This is a genomic window from Paenibacillus salivarius, from assembly GCF_051307165.1.
Taxonomy (GTDB): Bacteria; Bacillota; Bacilli; order Paenibacillales; family Paenibacillaceae; genus Fontibacillus.
Genome location: NZ_CP195592.1, coordinates 5050970 through 5066825 on the forward strand (window position 1 = coordinate 5050970; position 15856 = coordinate 5066825).

Here is a 15856-nt window from a genome sequence, read left to right on the forward strand (position 1 = left end):
TCATCCCCTATCTACCGACTACTCCGGTACCGTTTATCAATTTATCCAGCATTTCGTCAATCGTCGTGATGACGCGCGAAGAGGCGTTGTATGCTTGCTGGAATTTAATCATATCTGCCATTTCTTCATCTAGCGAAACGCTGCTGACGGCTTGACGCAAGTTATCGGCGTGATTGGAAAGGAGCGTACCGTTCTCTACCATCCTTGAAGCATCATCCGAATCGGTACCCAATTGGGCGATAACGGATTGCAAGTAACCGCCGAAGGTACCTTCATTGGTAAGCGCGCCGTTTTGCGTACTGAAGTCGAATTTCCCTTCGGACATAGAAGCGATAGCCAGGGCAAGGCTTCCGTTACCCTGTAGCACTTTTTCCTGGGCAACCCCGTTCACCAATACCGTCTCTGTCCGCATCGATGCAGCAATGTTAGCGAGATTATCGGTAATCGCCGTATTTACGCGGATGTTAGCCGCTGTAATCGGCCCGCCGCCATTGGATACGAAAAAGTCTCCGCCGGCAACCGCATTGCCGTTTTGGTTCTCTTGCAGGGTATAGCCGAGCTTATGCAATCCGTTTAATCCATCAACGGTATACTTCGTATCCGCGAGCAGCTTTCTCGGGTTCGTCGGATCTACCTGAGCCCCCGGGATATTGACTCCTTGAGGAAGGATGGATCCGGCCGGCAGCGTCACTTCAATTTTTCCTGTAGCCAAAGTATTGGCCATCACATTCACTTGGTTAATATAACCTTGGACGTAAACATCGCGAGATTCGATGTAACCCGCAATTTCGCCCTTTGTCAGGGCTGCTGCATTGGCTACTGTAAACTGGGCCGGCGGTTGTTCGATATTGTTCACGACCAGCAAATCGCCGAACGTCACTTGATAGGTGCCGTCAGCGGCTTCCGTAGCCGTTACGTTTCCGAGTGCGGAAAGCTGGTCGACCAGCAAATCCCGCTTGTCGCGCAAGTCGTTTGCGTTATCTCCAAGCCCTTCGACCCTGTTGATCATGACGGTCAAATCGGAAATTTGCTGGATCGCATTGTTCGCTTCCGTAATTTTAACATCGATTCTTTGCGTCAAGTTGTTGCTTAGCGTATCAAGCTGGGAAGCGATATGGTTGAACGTCTCGACGAGCGCAAGCGCCTTCTGCTGAACTACCGTTCTGGCCGAAAGGTCGGTGCTGCTCGGATTTTTGCTGAGCTGCTGCCAGGCATTCCAAAATTCCGAGATGCTTGTGGCGATGCTGTTTTCCGAAGGTTCGTTAAAAATTCCCTCGATGTTCGACAGCGTCTCCTCTTTCACCTTCCAAGTGGAAAGGTCCGAATTCTGGTTCCGGTATTCGATATCGAGCAAAAAGTCCCGAACGCGTCTGATGCTGCTAACCTCTACGCCCATGCCGAGCTGGTTCGGGTTGGTGGAGCGCGTCATTCCCGGGAATTCGATAGGTCTCGCCGCTTCCATCTTGGCGACCTGGCGCGAATAGCCCGGAGTATTTGCATTCGTTACGTTATGGCCTGTCGTGGCGAGCGCCGTATTTTGCGCTACAACCCCGCGTTTGCCAACCTCTAATGTATGAAAAGTTGATCTCATCGGTTTATCCTCGCTTCCTGTTATCCCTAGGCTCTTGTATCAAAAAAACTGCGCGGCTTATTTGCCGGCTGCTGTACCGTAGGGTTTCTGTACAGCATTTCGTCTTCCGGCTCGCTTGTAAGCAAGTTCAGACTGTAATCGATAAACGTAAGCGATTGATCCACCAGATCCTTGTTGATGGAGTTAACCCGTTTCAGTTCGTTCAATGTATCGGTAAGCTGCTTCTGGGCATCCAGAAGCTGTTGCTTTTCCTGAATATCGAACACGAGGCAGGTCATTTCCGTAATCGTTAAGTTGAGCTGCGAGCGAATTCCCTTTTCCTTCAAAAAAGCGGAAACCGCCTGTTCACGTTCCTCATCCAATTGCGCAGCCTGCTTGATCATTTTCGTCTCGGACGACATCACCTTCGTCAAGAAGGCCACATCGTTGTCCATGATCGCCTGAGTCTTATCCTTGCCGAGTTCGATCAGCGCACGGTACAACTCGTCCATTTTCCGGAGTACTCCGGCAACCAGTTCTGCACTCACTTCGTGTCACCCGATTCCAAGTGAGACTTAAAATAAGGAGCCAGCTTCTCGGCGATTTTGTTTGCATCGACATAATAGGTTCCGGTCGAGACCGCTTCCTTCAAATCCGCGATGCGTTTGACGCGTTCCGGGTCCTGTGCCCGGTTCTGTACCTCGAGCATGCCTTTTGCCTCGGCGGAAATCGAAACCTGGTCCACCTGCTTCTTTTTCTTATCCATAAATTGTTCCCGATTCTCTATATTCCGTTGATAGGGGTTAACGCCGCCAACCCGTCCTGTTTCGTTGATTTTCATGTTCGTTCACCTCACTCCAAATAAAAAAGCCGATAATCTTTACTAAGTTTATCGGCGTGTGTTGAATCATATTTTATAGCGAACTGTTGGATGTTTAAGAATATTATGCCAACATTCCTCGATTTTTAGCGATCGGGACCACGAAATTTGTCAACGACACCGTAGGCTCCGCCGGTTCGGTCGTCATTTCCCTGCCCGCGTTCCTGGCTCTCCTTGGCGGCCGCAGTCAAATCACGCGTCAGGCGTCCGCGGCAGGAATCGCACATGTTTCCTTCACGAATCAATGTGCCGCATACCTCACAGGGATACATCATATTCGGATTATTGGCGATGGAAATGCGCCCCTCGCGAATAAACTTCGTAATTTGCCGGATCGAAACACCCGTTGCGTCCGAAAGCTCATGTATGGTTGCCGTCTTTTCTTCACGTAAATAGTTAAGACACTTCTCATATTCCTGTTCGATATCTTTAATGCAAGCTGGACAGATGTCTCTGAAATTGTTGGCAAACAGCCGCCCGCAGCGCGGGCAATTTGCAAGATTCATAGCCATTCGCTGTTTCGTCCCTTCAAATACATATTCTGCTGTTAGATTACCTTATTTATCACGTTTCTGTCTATTGATTTTTGGATTTTCATTATGAACGAGCCCAGGTTAAACTATAGATTTCCGCCGGATGTCCAAGCGATACGCATAACTCCTGAAGAACGGCTGCGCAAGTGTCGATCGTGCTTCCCGTCGTGTAAACATCGTCGACCAGCAAAAGTTGAAGAGGAGCCGAATGAGTTGATTTGTGCGAATCCTGAAGGCTATGTAAAAATGTTCTGCGATCACGCCGGAGTAAAGCCGAAGTCAACATCTCGCCAGCATCCGAAGCAGGGCAAAAAACGCCCGAAAGGTCCCGAAGCCGCTGCCACCGGCTTTTAAAGCTTTGCTTTTCGGTATGCAGCGTTCTGTCAAGCAAGTCAAGGAGCGGAGCACCGCATACGGCGGCAGCCTCGGTCGCCAAAGTACGGGCCTGATTAAACCCGCGCTCGAGCATCCGCTCTCCGCTGATCGGAACATAAGTCACGGCATCAAAATGAAATTGCCCTTCTCCGGTGATCTCCTGGAGTTCTTTGACCAACCGGGTTGCGGCCCAGCCCGTCATTCTTGCCAGCACCTTGCCCAGCCTTTCGTTCCCTCTGAATTTATACTGAGCCAACCACTCCCTCATGGCCGCATTGTAAGCAACCGCACTTCGGTTTAACTGAAAATGCCGCTGGGTCCCCTCCTTACGGCTGCAATCGGGACATCCGACGGGACGGCCGCAAATCTCGCATTTCGGATGAACGATCCATGGAATTCTTGCGTAACAGGACGAGCAGATTTCCGGGTAACCTTTAACTTTGCCGGAGATCATTTTTCCGCAAGTCAGGCAAGGCAGTCCCGGAGACGACAACAGGTTATGCAGCGGCGATAAAACCGCTTCTTTGGCTGTGGTCCAGTCGATTCGGGAATAGGCGATGGTATTCGTTTCTTGAACGACCCAAATAGGGAGATTCGGACCGATTTGAGCCGAGTCAGCGTTTTCCTTATCGTAACCAACCCTTTTCCGGTATCGCATTCTTTCTCTGGTTTTCTTTTGAGTCGCATTGCAGCGGCAGGGAGTACCCATGATGTAACCTCCTTTTTATTGGGAATAAGATTTTAAAAAGCCCTTTTTATGGGCTATGGCGTTCATCCTGCGGATTTGCCTGATCGCTCCGCGCTGGGCACGCGTCCACTCGGGGGAAGCAAATATGATCATTCCCGCCGGGTCGTCTTTCGACCTGCCGGCACGACCGGCCATTTGGACCAATGAAGCCTCGTCGAAAAGCTCGCTATCGGCATCGAAGATATAAACATCGCTTCGCGGGACGGTTACTCCGCGTTCCAAAATGGTCGTAGTAACCAATATCCTGGTTTGCGCTGCGCGAAAACGCAGCACGTTGTCTCCCCTGTCCTTATCCTGAGAGGATGTTCCCTCGATTCCGAGGTCAGGGAACCTCCTGCGCAGCAATTGTACGACGGGTTCGATATGCCGGATCCGGGAAACGAAAACAAAAATCTGGGCATCCCTCCGGGCTGATTTTTCAAGTGAAGCAAGAAGGGGCGCAGGGAAAGTCTGCCGGCGGAGGCATACCTCTACCGGCTTCATGCTGATTCGCTTAGGCACCGGAAGCGGGTGGCCATGAAAACGCGCCGGAACTTTGGCATACGGCAATTTGCCGGCCTTTGCTTCGCGCTGCAAGCCGGCCGGCGGCGTGGCGGAGAGAAAAATAAACCGGCCGCCAGGCTTGCAGCAGGATTCCGCGGCAAAGGCCAGCATCGGGTCATTATGATAGGGAAAGGCGTCCAGTTCATCGATGATGACGAGGTCGAAAGCATGATAGAAACGCATTAGCTGATGGGTTGTCGAAAGATAAAGCCGGCCCTCTTCCCAGCGCTGAGGGCTGCCGCCGTACAGGACGACCGGTTGATTTTCCGGGAAGGCCGCACCGATTCTCGGAGCCAACTCCAGCACGACGTCGCGCCTCGGCGTCGCGACCAGCGCTTTGCCTCCGCGATCCAGCACGAATTGAAGCAGCGGAAAGATCATTTCCGTTTTGCCTGCGCCGGTAACGGCCCAGAGCAGGAAGCGCGCCGGGCGGGCATCGGCGCGTTTGGGCTGCGCAGCCTGCGGCAGCGGCTGCGCCAGAAACTGCAGCGCGGCACTCGCCGCCTCGCGCTGCGCGGGGCTGAGCCCCCACCGGTCCGTGAGGGACGCGGTGGGGGCTTGCGCGATGCCGCCCTCCGGGCGCGGCATCGCGGGGGTGGCGCTGCTGCCGCGCAGCAGCAGCGCGCAGGAGCGGCTGCGCCCGAGCGCGAGGCAGGCCTCGCAGTAGGCGCAGCCGCCGGAACCACACGACCCGCAGGGCGTGCGGTGGTGCACCCCGCTGCCGCAGCGGCGGCAGCGGAGCCGGGCGCCCCGCCGCGCGAGCGGGCGGGGCCGCGCCGGGGCGTCGTCCGCAGGACCGACGCCCGCGGTGAGCTGCACGCGCCCTTGCAGGTGCGCGAGCTGAACGGCGGAGCGCCAGGCCGGGCCCAGCTCCGGCAGGCGCTCCGCGAGCAGCTGCTGCAGCTCCGCCTCCAGCAGCGACCTTCCCTCAAGCGCGTCGGCCACTCGCGCTGCCAGCTCCCAAAGCGCCGGCGATTCCATGCCCCCGCCCTCCTTCATCCTCGCATTCGGGTCAACTCTGCAAGGTACCTCTCTCCACGAATTTTCCGCAGCTCCTCCTTGTGCCGACCTTTTTTCATCGTTGAGCTCATCATTTAACACTTCCGCTATGTACTTCATCCAATCCCCGGGCTGCCAATGGTCGATATCCCGTTTACTTCTGAAGCTGTCCCTGACCCGCACCGCCCATCCCAACGGCATCGAACTCGACAACAGTAAAACCTCGATTTTCCGGAATGACCTTGCCTCACCCTCTACACGAATATCTTCCCGCGATAAACTAGCGGATCCTTTGAATCCACCAAGGTCCGGTCCACGGTCGAAGCCGCCATCATGCACTTTTGCTTTCCTTCCCCACCACCATATGTCTACTCCGAAATCCAGACTGACCGTTACCTTCCAATCCCCATCCAGTCTGATCGCGTATAGAGCCGCCTTCAAATTCGCTCCTCCTTTCGTATCCGATTATTGAGTAATCATCCCATCTTTCGTGTTTCAAACTTCCAAGTTCCCACCCAGCCTTTCTCTGCAATAATTCGCCGATTCCCTATCTCCCACTAAACCAACGTCCTCTAACCCTCCAAAGGCCCAATCCCATTATGGTCGACAGCCATCCAAGCATGCCCTGGCCACGCACCGTGCTTCCCATTAGTCACCTATCACCTCCAACTACTCGTTACCTGCTTCATTTTAAATAAGGACCAATTTTGTTCTTATTTCCTCAAAATGATCTTCGTCTCCAAAAATAGCGCCATTTTATGACTTTATTTCAAGCTGGATATCATATTTTCCTTGATATTCCACCCGAAATTAAGGAATAGAGGACTTTTTTGTCGTTATTTTCACGAAATTAACAAATTTTGCTGATATAAGAACCTATTTGGGCCCTATTTCTTTCTTCTCACCTTGCAAGGACATTCTCCATATCCGGTCCCCTGGACAGCGCCTCCCCTCTCCGGACAACAAAAAAAGCACACTCCTGGCCCTCGCCATAAAAGAGTGTGCTTCACACTATATATCTTCGCCGTCTATGAACTTTTTTCCTTCCCGCAGAGGAATTAAACATGTACATATGGAATTTTGGCAGCCTCCTGCGGTATTCGGAGATCGACATGGACTTTGATCTCTTCCTCCGTTAAAGCGTCAGAGTTATGGGCCACTTCATCTTCTGAAGCCGTCATCAGGCCGATCACGGTCAACTCAATGCCCGACTGATTCTGGAGCCGTCTGATAATTTCCAGCGTGTCATCCTGGGATGCTTCGTCCAGCACGGTAACCTTTACGGTTTCCCCTTGCAACCTGGCATACCAGGATAAAGCCCTTAACACCCATTCCATCCGGTTTTCATAGTTATGAGTCACCAAAACATAATGCAATCGCTTGCCGTTCTTCGGTTGCCTCCGCCGGAGTACTCCATGCAGTAAATGCACGAGCATCGCTGCCAATCCGTATCCGAGCAAGACCCAACCCATGTAAGTAACCATGGATCTCCCTCCCTTATAGGGGCTGCTCAAAAGGTCATCTATGGCTCGGCTTCCTTGATATCGCAAGAAAAACTTACGCAAATGCGGCAATTGTTTTTCTGATCACGAAGCAGCTCCGGAGCCTACTCGACATCGAATCTTGTAATTCAGCCGGTCCTTCGGTACTGACGTAGGTTTGGCCTACGCTCCGCCCTTCAGTCCAGCCTTCATCCAATCTTCTCCGTGCCGAAAAGATGACAGATTGATCACCCGCTTATAGCGACAATATATGCCGCCGAAGGGAAGTCGGTTCCTTGGCCGATGATATGTACGCGGCTCGAATGTCCGCCGCAGTCGGATTTATAGGGTAACCCATCCGAATTTGATCGCGTTGATGACCGCCTGGGTCCGGTCGTCCACATCCATTTTTTGCAGGATGCTGCTGACGTGGTTCTTGACCGTCTTCTCGCTGATGAACAAATGCTCGCCGATCATCTTATTGCTGCGGCCTTCAGCCATCAGACGAAGTACTTCCGCTTCGCGCCGGGTCAGAGGATTGTCATCGCCCGCCACAAATTTCACGCCGGCTTCACGGATTGCGCTGTCTTCGGCAATCGCGCCCGTTTCGCTCAAATACTCCATACGACGTAATTGCTGGATCAGCTTCCCTGTCACTTTCGGATGAATAAAAGCGTGTCCTTCCGCAACCGTACGAATAGCGTTAATCAAGGATTCGGCTTCCATATCCTTCAGCAAATAACCTGTCGCCCCTTTGCGAAGCGTCTCGAACACATAACTCTCGTCGTCATGAATCGATAAAATGATAACCTTCACTTCAGGCAACATGTCGCGAAGCTGGGCCGTAGCATCAACCCCGTTCAGAATCGGCATATTGATGTCCATCAGGACGATTTCCGGGTTAAACTGCTGGCAGCACTCCAATACATGGGAGCCGTCGGCGCATTCCCCGACTACATCAATGTCCTCCTCCATATTCAAAATCCGCTTGAGACCCTCGCGGAACAACTGGTGGTCGTCCGCCAGAAGTACTTTAATCGCTTGCTTGTTGTTCGTAATGAGGTTATCCATCCTGGTGCTCCTTTCTCTTTTCTGCGTTTGTCGGAATGTGGATAATAATTTTCGTGCCTATGTTTGCTGCTGATTCGATTTCCATTCTTCCTTCAAGCAATTCCACCCGTTCTCGCATCCCGATCAGTCCGAAATGGGTATGCCCCTTCGACCTCGTGTCCAGTTGGTCCACCTTGAATCCAAGTCCGTTGTCCTGAATAACGATTCTTACCATTTGGGCCTGGTAGGTGATATCTACAGCGACATAAGTAGGGTAGGCGTGCTTGGCTGCATTCGTGAGAGCTTCCTGAACCAGTCTGAATATTGCCGCCTCCATTGCGGAGGACATCCGGTGCTCTTTTCCCCTCGTTTCGAAAGTCGCCCGGATCTTCGTTTTTTCTTCAAAATCATGCACGTATTTGCGCAAGGTTGGAATCAACCCAAGATCATCCAATGCCATCGGACGTAAATTAAAAATTACTTTTCTCATTTCTTCCAGACTGGATCGGACCTGACTCTTCAAGTCTACTATTTCGTTCTGCACCATTGTAAATTCCTGCTTGGCAAGCATTCTTTCAACAATTTCCGTCCTAAGTACTAGATTTGCCAGTAATTGTGCAGGACCATCATGAATTTCCCGCGATATCCGCTTTCGTTCTTCTTCTTGCGCCAAAATGATTTTCAGGCCGATCATCTGCCTGTTTTTCGCGGACTCCAGAATTCGGCTCACTTGGCCCAATTCACCCGACAAATACTCTAGTACAACGCTCATTTGCGAGCTGACGGTTTCGGCGCGTTCCACCGATTGCTCGACATTCCGCGCTCTTTTCTGCAATTCGTCGCGCCGGGCTTTGAGGTACATTTCCTTCTCCCGGTATATCATAAGATCCAGTTGCAGTTGGGTGGCCTTCTCGTATGCCTGTTTGATGTCTTCTTCCTTATAGCGCACAAAATCCCGGCTGACTTCCGTCAGCCGGATACGTGATCGCCGATAATTCACTTCAAGCTGATCGACCTTTTCAACGGTCTCCGCGGTCTCTTTAATGACCTGCTGCAATTCATTGTTCAATGTTTTAAGCTCGTTACGTGCAGCATCCAAAATCTCGATGATCTGCAGCTTGCTGTTCTCCATAACACCGACCGCGTTTTTTATGACGCGATCTATTGCATCAGCTTGATAATCAGCCACTTCAACCTTCTCCATTTCCCAATATGCCTGTATTCAACCTAATCATATCATGATTCGAGAGTAATGGATTTGGTATTCTGTTCCCAATTTACGCGAATGCCCAATTGTTCGGAGACCAAACGTAATGGGACTAAAGTCCTGCCGTCCACAATCAACGGAGAGACCGAGGCCTTTTGAGTCGCCCCGTTCAAACTGAACTCCTTCTTGCCTACGGTCAACTCAAGCACAGTCGTGCCGCGGGTTACGGTAATTTTTTTCGCCGTTTGGTTCCAGCCGGCCTGTCCGCCGAAATTGTCGACTACATACTTGATAGGAATATAGGTCGTTCCGTCTTTGATCAGAGGAGCAACATCCATATTTTGTTTCTTGCCGTTAACGGTAATGCCCTTTTGCCCGGCAACCATCACGACCTTTGCGCTTGGAAGACCCGTATCTCCTCCGGTAGCAGGCGCAGTAAAGCGGATATTATCGAAGGACACGCTGCCCGTCAGAGCCCGCTCGTCCTGTCCATCCTCCAAATTAACGAGGTACAGCCGTTTCAATTTCGCCGGGTGCTTGATGGCACTTCCGGTAAGATCGGCGGTAATGGTTTTCCATCCGGTAAAATCAAGCGGCCGCGCGAGATCGACATAGACGCTCTTACCGTCCGCATCCGTAAACTCGGCCCGCAACCAGTTCAAGCTGGCATCGCCGAGAACGTCGATCGCCATTTGAGTAGCCCCTTCCGGAATGGCTTTTCCGGTCGTTCCGTTCAACTGGGCATACGCGAATTTATTTCCCGTTCCCCCGGTAAGGTCATAATCCAGCTGCAGCACTTTGGAATTCGCCCGTTCGCCGGATCCTTGCACGATCGACGCTTTCCCTACAGCCTCCGTTGGCAGACCGGTAAACGAAACCGGATAGGAGACATTCTCGAAGTTCTCCCATACCTGCTCCGACGAAGCCGAGAAGACGATCGGCGTTCCGCTGAATCCATCGTATTTCGGAGTTGCATAAGCTACCTTCGCGCCGTTATTTACGGACTGAACCGTCAATACGCCGCCCTGCACAGTGGCCTTCATACCGGTGAACTCCCATTTCAGCGATTCATCCGGAACGTTAACCGTACTGCCGTTTTTCAATTTGGCGGTAACCGGTACGGATACGGAAGCTCCCGCCTCCAAGGAAGCGAACGTCGTCACCGGCGTCAGGCTGCTCAGATCGGAGCCTCCCAATACGGTAACGGTCATGCTGCTCTTGGCATCACCGCTGACCGCCGTAACTGTCGCCGTCCCTGCCTTGACGCCTTTAAAGCCAGATCCCGTCCAAGTGACATTGCCATTATCCGATTTCCAGGTTGCCTGGATACCGGACGTGTCGATCGGGTTGAAATACGTATCGTAGCCTTTCATGGCATAGGATTCCGTCTGGCCGATCAGCAGGGTTTCAGGCCCACTCACGATCAAGCCCTTCAGGGATCCCTGAGGTGCCGTGGTATACACGCCAAGGCCGTTGGCCACCGCACGCTGTCCGGCAGAGCCGTTGGAGGTCGTAAACGTGAGCTCCGCTTCGGTTTCCGCCAGCGGTCTTGTCACCATCGTCGTGGAACCGCCGCCGTCCAGGTTGAGTCCTTTCCATACGCCGATCGAAGTCATGAACTTCTGCAATTCGGCTAAGGTCATGCCTGAGCTGGAGTCATTCTTTTCGACGGTTATGATGTACGCCTTCTTCCCGTCCTGGGAATAACCGACCGCCGTCCGAGCTACCGCACTGCTGCCGCTGATCGAGGTCGTGGAACGCGTAAACGAGGAAGCTTTGCCCCCTTCAACCAGCAGCGTATGTCCGCCGATCATCATTTTGAGGTCGGATGGATAGAGTTCCTGCCCGCTCGTTTGGGATACCAAACGGTAGGAGGTATCCACCCGCTGTCCGACCTGCATATGTGTATTAATAAATTCCGCGGCCTGTCCGTGCGCCCGCAAAATATACCCGTCTGCAGGCACGGTTCCCGGAATGGCCGATTTATACGAGATCTGTTGAATGACGCCCCCTTGCACAAGGACCTCCGTCGGTGTCGTACTGCTCGTTTTCGGGCGGTCTTCGGACTTCCATGCGCTCGTGTAAATAAACATGCTGTTGACATGGCTGTTCGACTTATCCGGCTCGGTCGTGTAAGACTCCTGGTTGATCCCGCTTAATGGGAAAGTAGAGCCGTCCTCCGCCAATACGGTCCCGCTGAAATCGAAGCGGTCGATCAGCGGCGTGTTGTCGTTTTTGACAGCAAACGCAAACATACCTTGAAGCTGCGACGGACTTGTAATGAGCTCGCCTTTGGAAACGGCGGCCCCCATCGGAACTCCTTGTCCGGCTGTGGCAAAAAAGTCCCCGTTCACTCCCGCTACCGCCCCGGTTTCATGGGCCATGCCTTCGACGGATTGTCTGGTCGTTACTTGTCCGCCCTTACCCGTCATGACATCCAAATGGACATAAGGATTGCTTAAATCTACTTCAATCACGTCTGCGAGCACGTTTACCTGCTTGCCCGAGCGTGTCGTCGTGTATCGATATTTTACGAGTTTTGCACCTGACGTAATATCTTTATCGCCTAGCCGGACCGTCTGACTCTCCGCTGCATACGCGGTCAAAGCCGAACCTCCAAAAGGCTCCATCAAACCTAGCGGCTGAATCCAAATCAGGCCCGCCAGCGAAACAAGAATCAGTTTTTTTCCGTGTTCTGCCGCCAAACGTACAACTTTTGCCTTTTTCCCGGCTCCCTCTTTTCTAGCAACCATGTTCGTTCGCTACTCTCCCATCTGTAATCTAGTACATAAATAATAGACTACAAAAAGATCGAAAAGTTACGAAAAAAAGCAATTCTCATGAAAAATGGCAAGTTTTTGGGCAGGTTTCCCTAAATATTGCAAAAAGGCCCACCCCTTACGGAGTGGACCTTGTACTCTATTTCACGGCAATCTTATTTAAAGCTCTTACCTTACAAATAATTCAGCTTATCCAATACGCGTTTCAGCATGACCGCAGCTTGGGCGCGCGTGGCGTTACCGGCCGGCTGGAATTGGGTGGTGCTTACGCCTTGAATGATGCCTTCCTTGACGGCCTTGGCAACCGTGTCTTTGGACTGGATTTTGGCACTGTCTTTAAATTTGCCCAGTACCTGAGCCGATGTGCTCCCCAAGGAAATGTTATGGCCCGCATATTCCATCGCCCGTACCATCATCAAAGCCATTTGCTCACGGGTAATGGAATTGCCCGGCTTAAACGTGCCGTCCGTATTCCCGTTAATGATTCCCGCCTTCGCGGCGGCCCCGATATATGCGGCGTTTGCACTTCCGCCCTGTACATCGGAGAACCGGCTTGCGTTGGCCGCATCGCCTTCCAAACCAAGGCCCTTCGCAACAAACACGGCGAACTCGGCACGCGTAATGTTCTTGTTAGGCTCGAATTTGGCGCCTGAACGAGGCTCAACAATCAGCTTGCTCGTCAGCTCCGTAATCTCTTTGTTCGCCCAGTGAGACGACGTGTCCGTCAAATAACTGGTTCCGATAGCCGGCCCAAGCACGGAGTTTCCGTTCACCTGTCCGACAAAAACCAAATTGCTCCCGGTTCCCTGTATATCCGACGGCTGGAACGCAACCGTTCCTGCGCTCAAATTGTAACGGGCCAGGTAAGTCAGATTACTCATTGTCGAATTGGCCAATTTCATATAGATTTGCCCTTTATGTGCCACATCCACCGACGATTGCGGCGTAGCTCCATTGTAAGCATAGACATAAATCTGGACCGGATTCATCAGCGTCGTTGTGGTTACGACATTGCTATTGTTTCGAGTCGGCGCTTGACCCGTCAATAACGGATCCAACTGCACCGTCACATAAGAGTTCGTCAACGATCCGGCATTCAAAGCTCTGGAAATATCGACGAAAGGAATTTTTTCAATCGGGAGATCGTACATGACCTTGTTGTGCTTCACGGCAAAGGACCCGGTTTTCCCCGAACTGTAGAACTCCATAAGGGGAGCCAGCGGGAATGCGACCTCGGCCGCTTTTTCCGTTGCAGGGACTTCAAATACGACTCTCTTCGTTCCCGCATTCGTATCGCTTAAGTATTTGTACGAAGCTTGCAGCTTATCAGTATCGATCGTGTATTTTTTGATAGGCTGACCGGATTTCGATTGGCTTGAAGAAGCTTGCGCGGCACTCGTATCCAGCATGTATCCTACCACGCCAAAATCGATGGCCGACATTACCGTCAGATAGCTTGGTTGAACCCCGTTAGGAGTCTGTGTACCTTGACCGCCTGTCAAATTTTGAACCGCCACGTCATTAAAGCTTTTTAGTTGATTCCCTTGAGTATCATATAGCGGGGATGCACCAACCAAATAAGACAATTTCACGATTTGACCGGCTTTGACCGGCGAAGTCAGCTTCAAGGTTACCGTGTTGCCGCTGATTGTCGCCGACTGAATTCCTGCGCTAACCTTGTCCACCACGACACTGAACTGGTTTACCGGCAAAAAGGACATGCTCTTCAATGTCGTGTTATACGTAATGGTCAATGTATCGCCATTCACGGTCGCGGACTGTACTCCATTTGCCACTGCTCCATAGGTTACCGGCTGCAGATTGATATACCCGGCCAGGTTCCCGTTCAGGTCGGCGATTCCATTGCTGCCTGCGACATAAGATACGGTCACGTTTTGAGACTCGGTAAATGACGATGCCAATGTCAGAATAACCTTGTCCGATACAATTTCCACGGCGTTCACATAGACCGGCGAGTTGTTGACAAGCACGGAGAACTGGCTTTTTAAAGGAGTCACGCTCGTTCTCAGCGGTTCGTTATAAGTCAGAACGATGGTTCTGTCCGATCCTTGGGCCCCCACAAGTACAGGGGGGACATTATCGTTATAGTTGCGCACATAGTAGTCGGTGAACGCCGCAATATCCCATCCACGGTAATCCTGAAGCGGATACGATCCAGGGACGTAGGACACCTTTACGACTTCGCCGTTGGAGATCGAGCTGGTTAAATACAAAGTAACCGTCGACCCGCTTTGCGTCATGCTGCTGATCCCTTTCGACGTACCGTTCGCCGTTACCGTAAATTGCTGGTAAGCATAGCTGGACGGACTTTTCAAAGAGTCTGTAAAATACAATGTGACCTTGTTGCCCGACGCGTATCCGTCTCGTGGTTTCGGACTGACCGAATCGACTCCGTTTGTAACAGCTTTGCCACTGAAAGTAGGAGCCGAGTTTCCAGCCAGATCCTTCACCGTCTGACCCGAATAGCTGATGCTTACATTCTGGCCTACGGCTACACCGAGCTCCAGGTTGACATACACGCTGCTCCCGGAAACACTCACATAACTTACCCGTCTGCTCTCCCCGTTTACGGTCACCGTATAACTCGACGTCGGTACATAAGCCGAATAATCCAAGGTTTCATTATATGTCAGTATAATGGCCGTGTTGTTGTACATCGTTGCACTTTGCAGAACAGGAGCGGTTTTGTCGGAGGATGCCGTCGTGAACGACCAACCGCCGCTTCCGCTCAACCCCGCATAATAAGTGCCGTACTGTTCGTCATAGATTCCGTTGCTTGCAATTTCTACGTAATATTTCGTGCCGGCTTCCAAACTATTTACCGGATCAATCGTCACCTGATTGGAGCTGAAAGCCACCGTGATCGGAACACTCGAGGAATTCGAGGCTTTTCTCAGGACAATTCCTGCATTGGATACGGCATAGTTGTATTTCACATTCCGGTTAAAAGTAATTCTTAAATTGTCGTTGACGCCTACATTCGTGCTCCCGTTCGTCGGATAAAAAGAAGTGGCCGTTAGGGCATTCGAGGAGGAAGTTGTTGTAAACGTCCATTTCAGTTCAGGCGACTTAACGCCACTTGTCTCTCCTACAATAAAAGCTCCGGCCGGGAAAGATATCTCGTAACGCGACCCACTTTGCAAACTGGCTGGTGGCGTCAAAACAAGCGTGCTGACATAAGTCGACTGCGTTACTGTAACATCCATTTTTTCTGTGTAGCTTGATGAAACATTTCTAGCAATTACATAGGTCTGTTTCCCGTTAGTTCTTAATTTCGATCCGGAAAAGCTTACTTGGAGTTTAGTGTTTAACGGTACGTTTACACTCCCGTTGCTTGGACTCACTACTGGAGACAGACTAATTGCCTTCGCTGTTTGTTGGCCTCCAAAGCCAAGTAATGTATTCATTACTAACAGTAAGGCAAAGACCAATGAAACTTTCCTCTTCACTTCAAGTTCCCCTTTCATACTCACTATCTCATCTGTATTATTCAAAACATATTAGAGATTAAGTTTACATACTTATAACTATTAACGGCAAAAAGGGGTGCTAAATTAATAACTGGCAAAAACAAATTTCAAACGCATTTTTTGAAATATTTTATTTTTATGTAGTCAATTGCTTGCTCGCTGGGTAATATCAATTGTGTACTTTATTCTTAGGGGGAGA

The 15856-nt window shown here is 51.4% G+C and carries 11 protein-coding genes; all 11 read right to left on the bottom strand.

Annotated elements, in window-relative coordinates:
• Nucleotides 1–7 precede the first annotated feature (7 nt).
• The 11 genes from flgK to ACSFXJ_RS23540 all read right to left on the bottom strand — a co-directional run bounded on the left by flgK (nt 8) and on the right by ACSFXJ_RS23540 (nt 15654).
• Complete coding sequence (flgK, locus tag ACSFXJ_RS23490; RefSeq protein ID WP_435922726.1) at nt 8–1591, bottom strand: flagellar hook-associated protein FlgK; 1584 nt, start codon at nt 1589–1591, stop codon at nt 8–10.
• Between the two features lie 26 nt (nt 1592–1617).
• Nucleotides 1618–2118, bottom strand: a complete 501-nt coding sequence (locus tag ACSFXJ_RS23495) for a flagellar protein FlgN (RefSeq protein WP_435922727.1) — start codon at nt 2116–2118, stop codon at nt 1618–1620.
• A complete protein-coding gene (gene flgM, locus ACSFXJ_RS23500) occupies nt 2115–2411 on the bottom strand; it encodes a flagellar biosynthesis anti-sigma factor FlgM (RefSeq protein ID WP_435922728.1) in 297 nt (98 codons plus the stop codon). Before flgM ends, ACSFXJ_RS23495 begins: the two co-directional genes overlap by 4 nt.
• A 125-nt stretch (nt 2412–2536) precedes the next feature.
• Entirely contained in the window at nt 2537–2956 is a 420-nt protein-coding gene (locus ACSFXJ_RS23505) for a TIGR03826 family flagellar region protein (RefSeq protein ID WP_435925840.1), read from the bottom strand.
• Between the two features lie 91 nt (nt 2957–3047).
• Nucleotides 3048–4067 carry a ComF family protein gene (locus ACSFXJ_RS23510; protein WP_435922729.1) on the bottom strand — a complete coding sequence of 340 codons (1020 nt, stop codon included), beginning with the start codon at nt 4065–4067 and terminating at the stop codon, nt 3048–3050.
• A gap of 15 nt (nt 4068–4082) precedes the next feature.
• A complete protein-coding gene (locus tag ACSFXJ_RS23515) occupies nt 4083–6089 on the bottom strand; it encodes a DEAD/DEAH box helicase (protein WP_435922730.1) in 2007 nt (668 codons plus the stop codon).
• A 617-nt stretch (nt 6090–6706) separates the two neighbouring features.
• A complete protein-coding gene (locus ACSFXJ_RS23520; protein WP_435922731.1) occupies nt 6707–7132 on the bottom strand; it encodes a hypothetical protein in 426 nt (141 codons plus the stop codon).
• 339 nt (nt 7133–7471) lie between these two features.
• Nucleotides 7472–8200: a response regulator gene (locus tag ACSFXJ_RS23525; RefSeq protein ID WP_435922732.1), complete on the bottom strand. Its 729-nt coding sequence runs from the start codon at nt 8198–8200 to the stop codon at nt 7472–7474.
• Nucleotides 8193–9368, bottom strand: coding sequence for a sensor histidine kinase (locus ACSFXJ_RS23530; protein ID WP_435922733.1), 1176 nt, complete (start codon nt 9366–9368; stop codon nt 8193–8195). Before ACSFXJ_RS23530 ends, ACSFXJ_RS23525 begins: the two co-directional genes overlap by 8 nt.
• A gap of 47 nt (nt 9369–9415) precedes the next feature.
• Complete coding sequence (locus ACSFXJ_RS23535; protein WP_435922734.1) at nt 9416–12139, bottom strand: stalk domain-containing protein; 2724 nt, start codon at nt 12137–12139, stop codon at nt 9416–9418.
• 200 nt (nt 12140–12339) lie between these two features.
• Nucleotides 12340–15654 (bottom strand): SwmB domain-containing protein, encoded by a 3315-nt coding sequence (locus ACSFXJ_RS23540; protein ID WP_435922735.1) that lies wholly within the window; start codon nt 15652–15654, stop codon nt 12340–12342.
• Nucleotides 15655–15856 lie beyond the last annotated feature (202 nt).

What these genes read in the sequence shown, in the direction of transcription:
- ACSFXJ_RS23505 (WP_435925840.1), bottom strand. Translation starts at nt 2,956, where the DNA reads ATGAATCTTGCAAATTGCCCGCGCTGCGGGCGGCTGTTTGCCAACAAT.
- flgM (WP_435922728.1), bottom strand. Translation starts at nt 2,411, where the DNA reads ATGAAAATCAACGAAACAGGACGGGTTGGCGGCGTTAACCCCTATCAA.
- ACSFXJ_RS23525 (WP_435922732.1), bottom strand. Translation starts at nt 8,200, where the DNA reads ATGGATAACCTCATTACGAACAACAAGCAAGCGATTAAAGTACTTCTG.
- ACSFXJ_RS23540 (WP_435922735.1), bottom strand. Translation starts at nt 15,654, where the DNA reads ATGAAAGGGGAACTTGAAGTGAAGAGGAAAGTTTCATTGGTCTTTGCC.
- ACSFXJ_RS23520 (WP_435922731.1), bottom strand. Translation starts at nt 7,132, where the DNA reads ATGGTTACTTACATGGGTTGGGTCTTGCTCGGATACGGATTGGCAGCG.
- flgK (WP_435922726.1), bottom strand. Translation starts at nt 1,591, where the DNA reads ATGAGATCAACTTTTCATACATTAGAGGTTGGCAAACGCGGGGTTGTA.
- ACSFXJ_RS23535 (WP_435922734.1), bottom strand. Translation starts at nt 12,139, where the DNA reads ATGGTTGCTAGAAAAGAGGGAGCCGGGAAAAAGGCAAAAGTTGTACGT.
- ACSFXJ_RS23510 (WP_435922729.1), bottom strand. Translation starts at nt 4,067, where the DNA reads ATGGGTACTCCCTGCCGCTGCAATGCGACTCAAAAGAAAACCAGAGAA.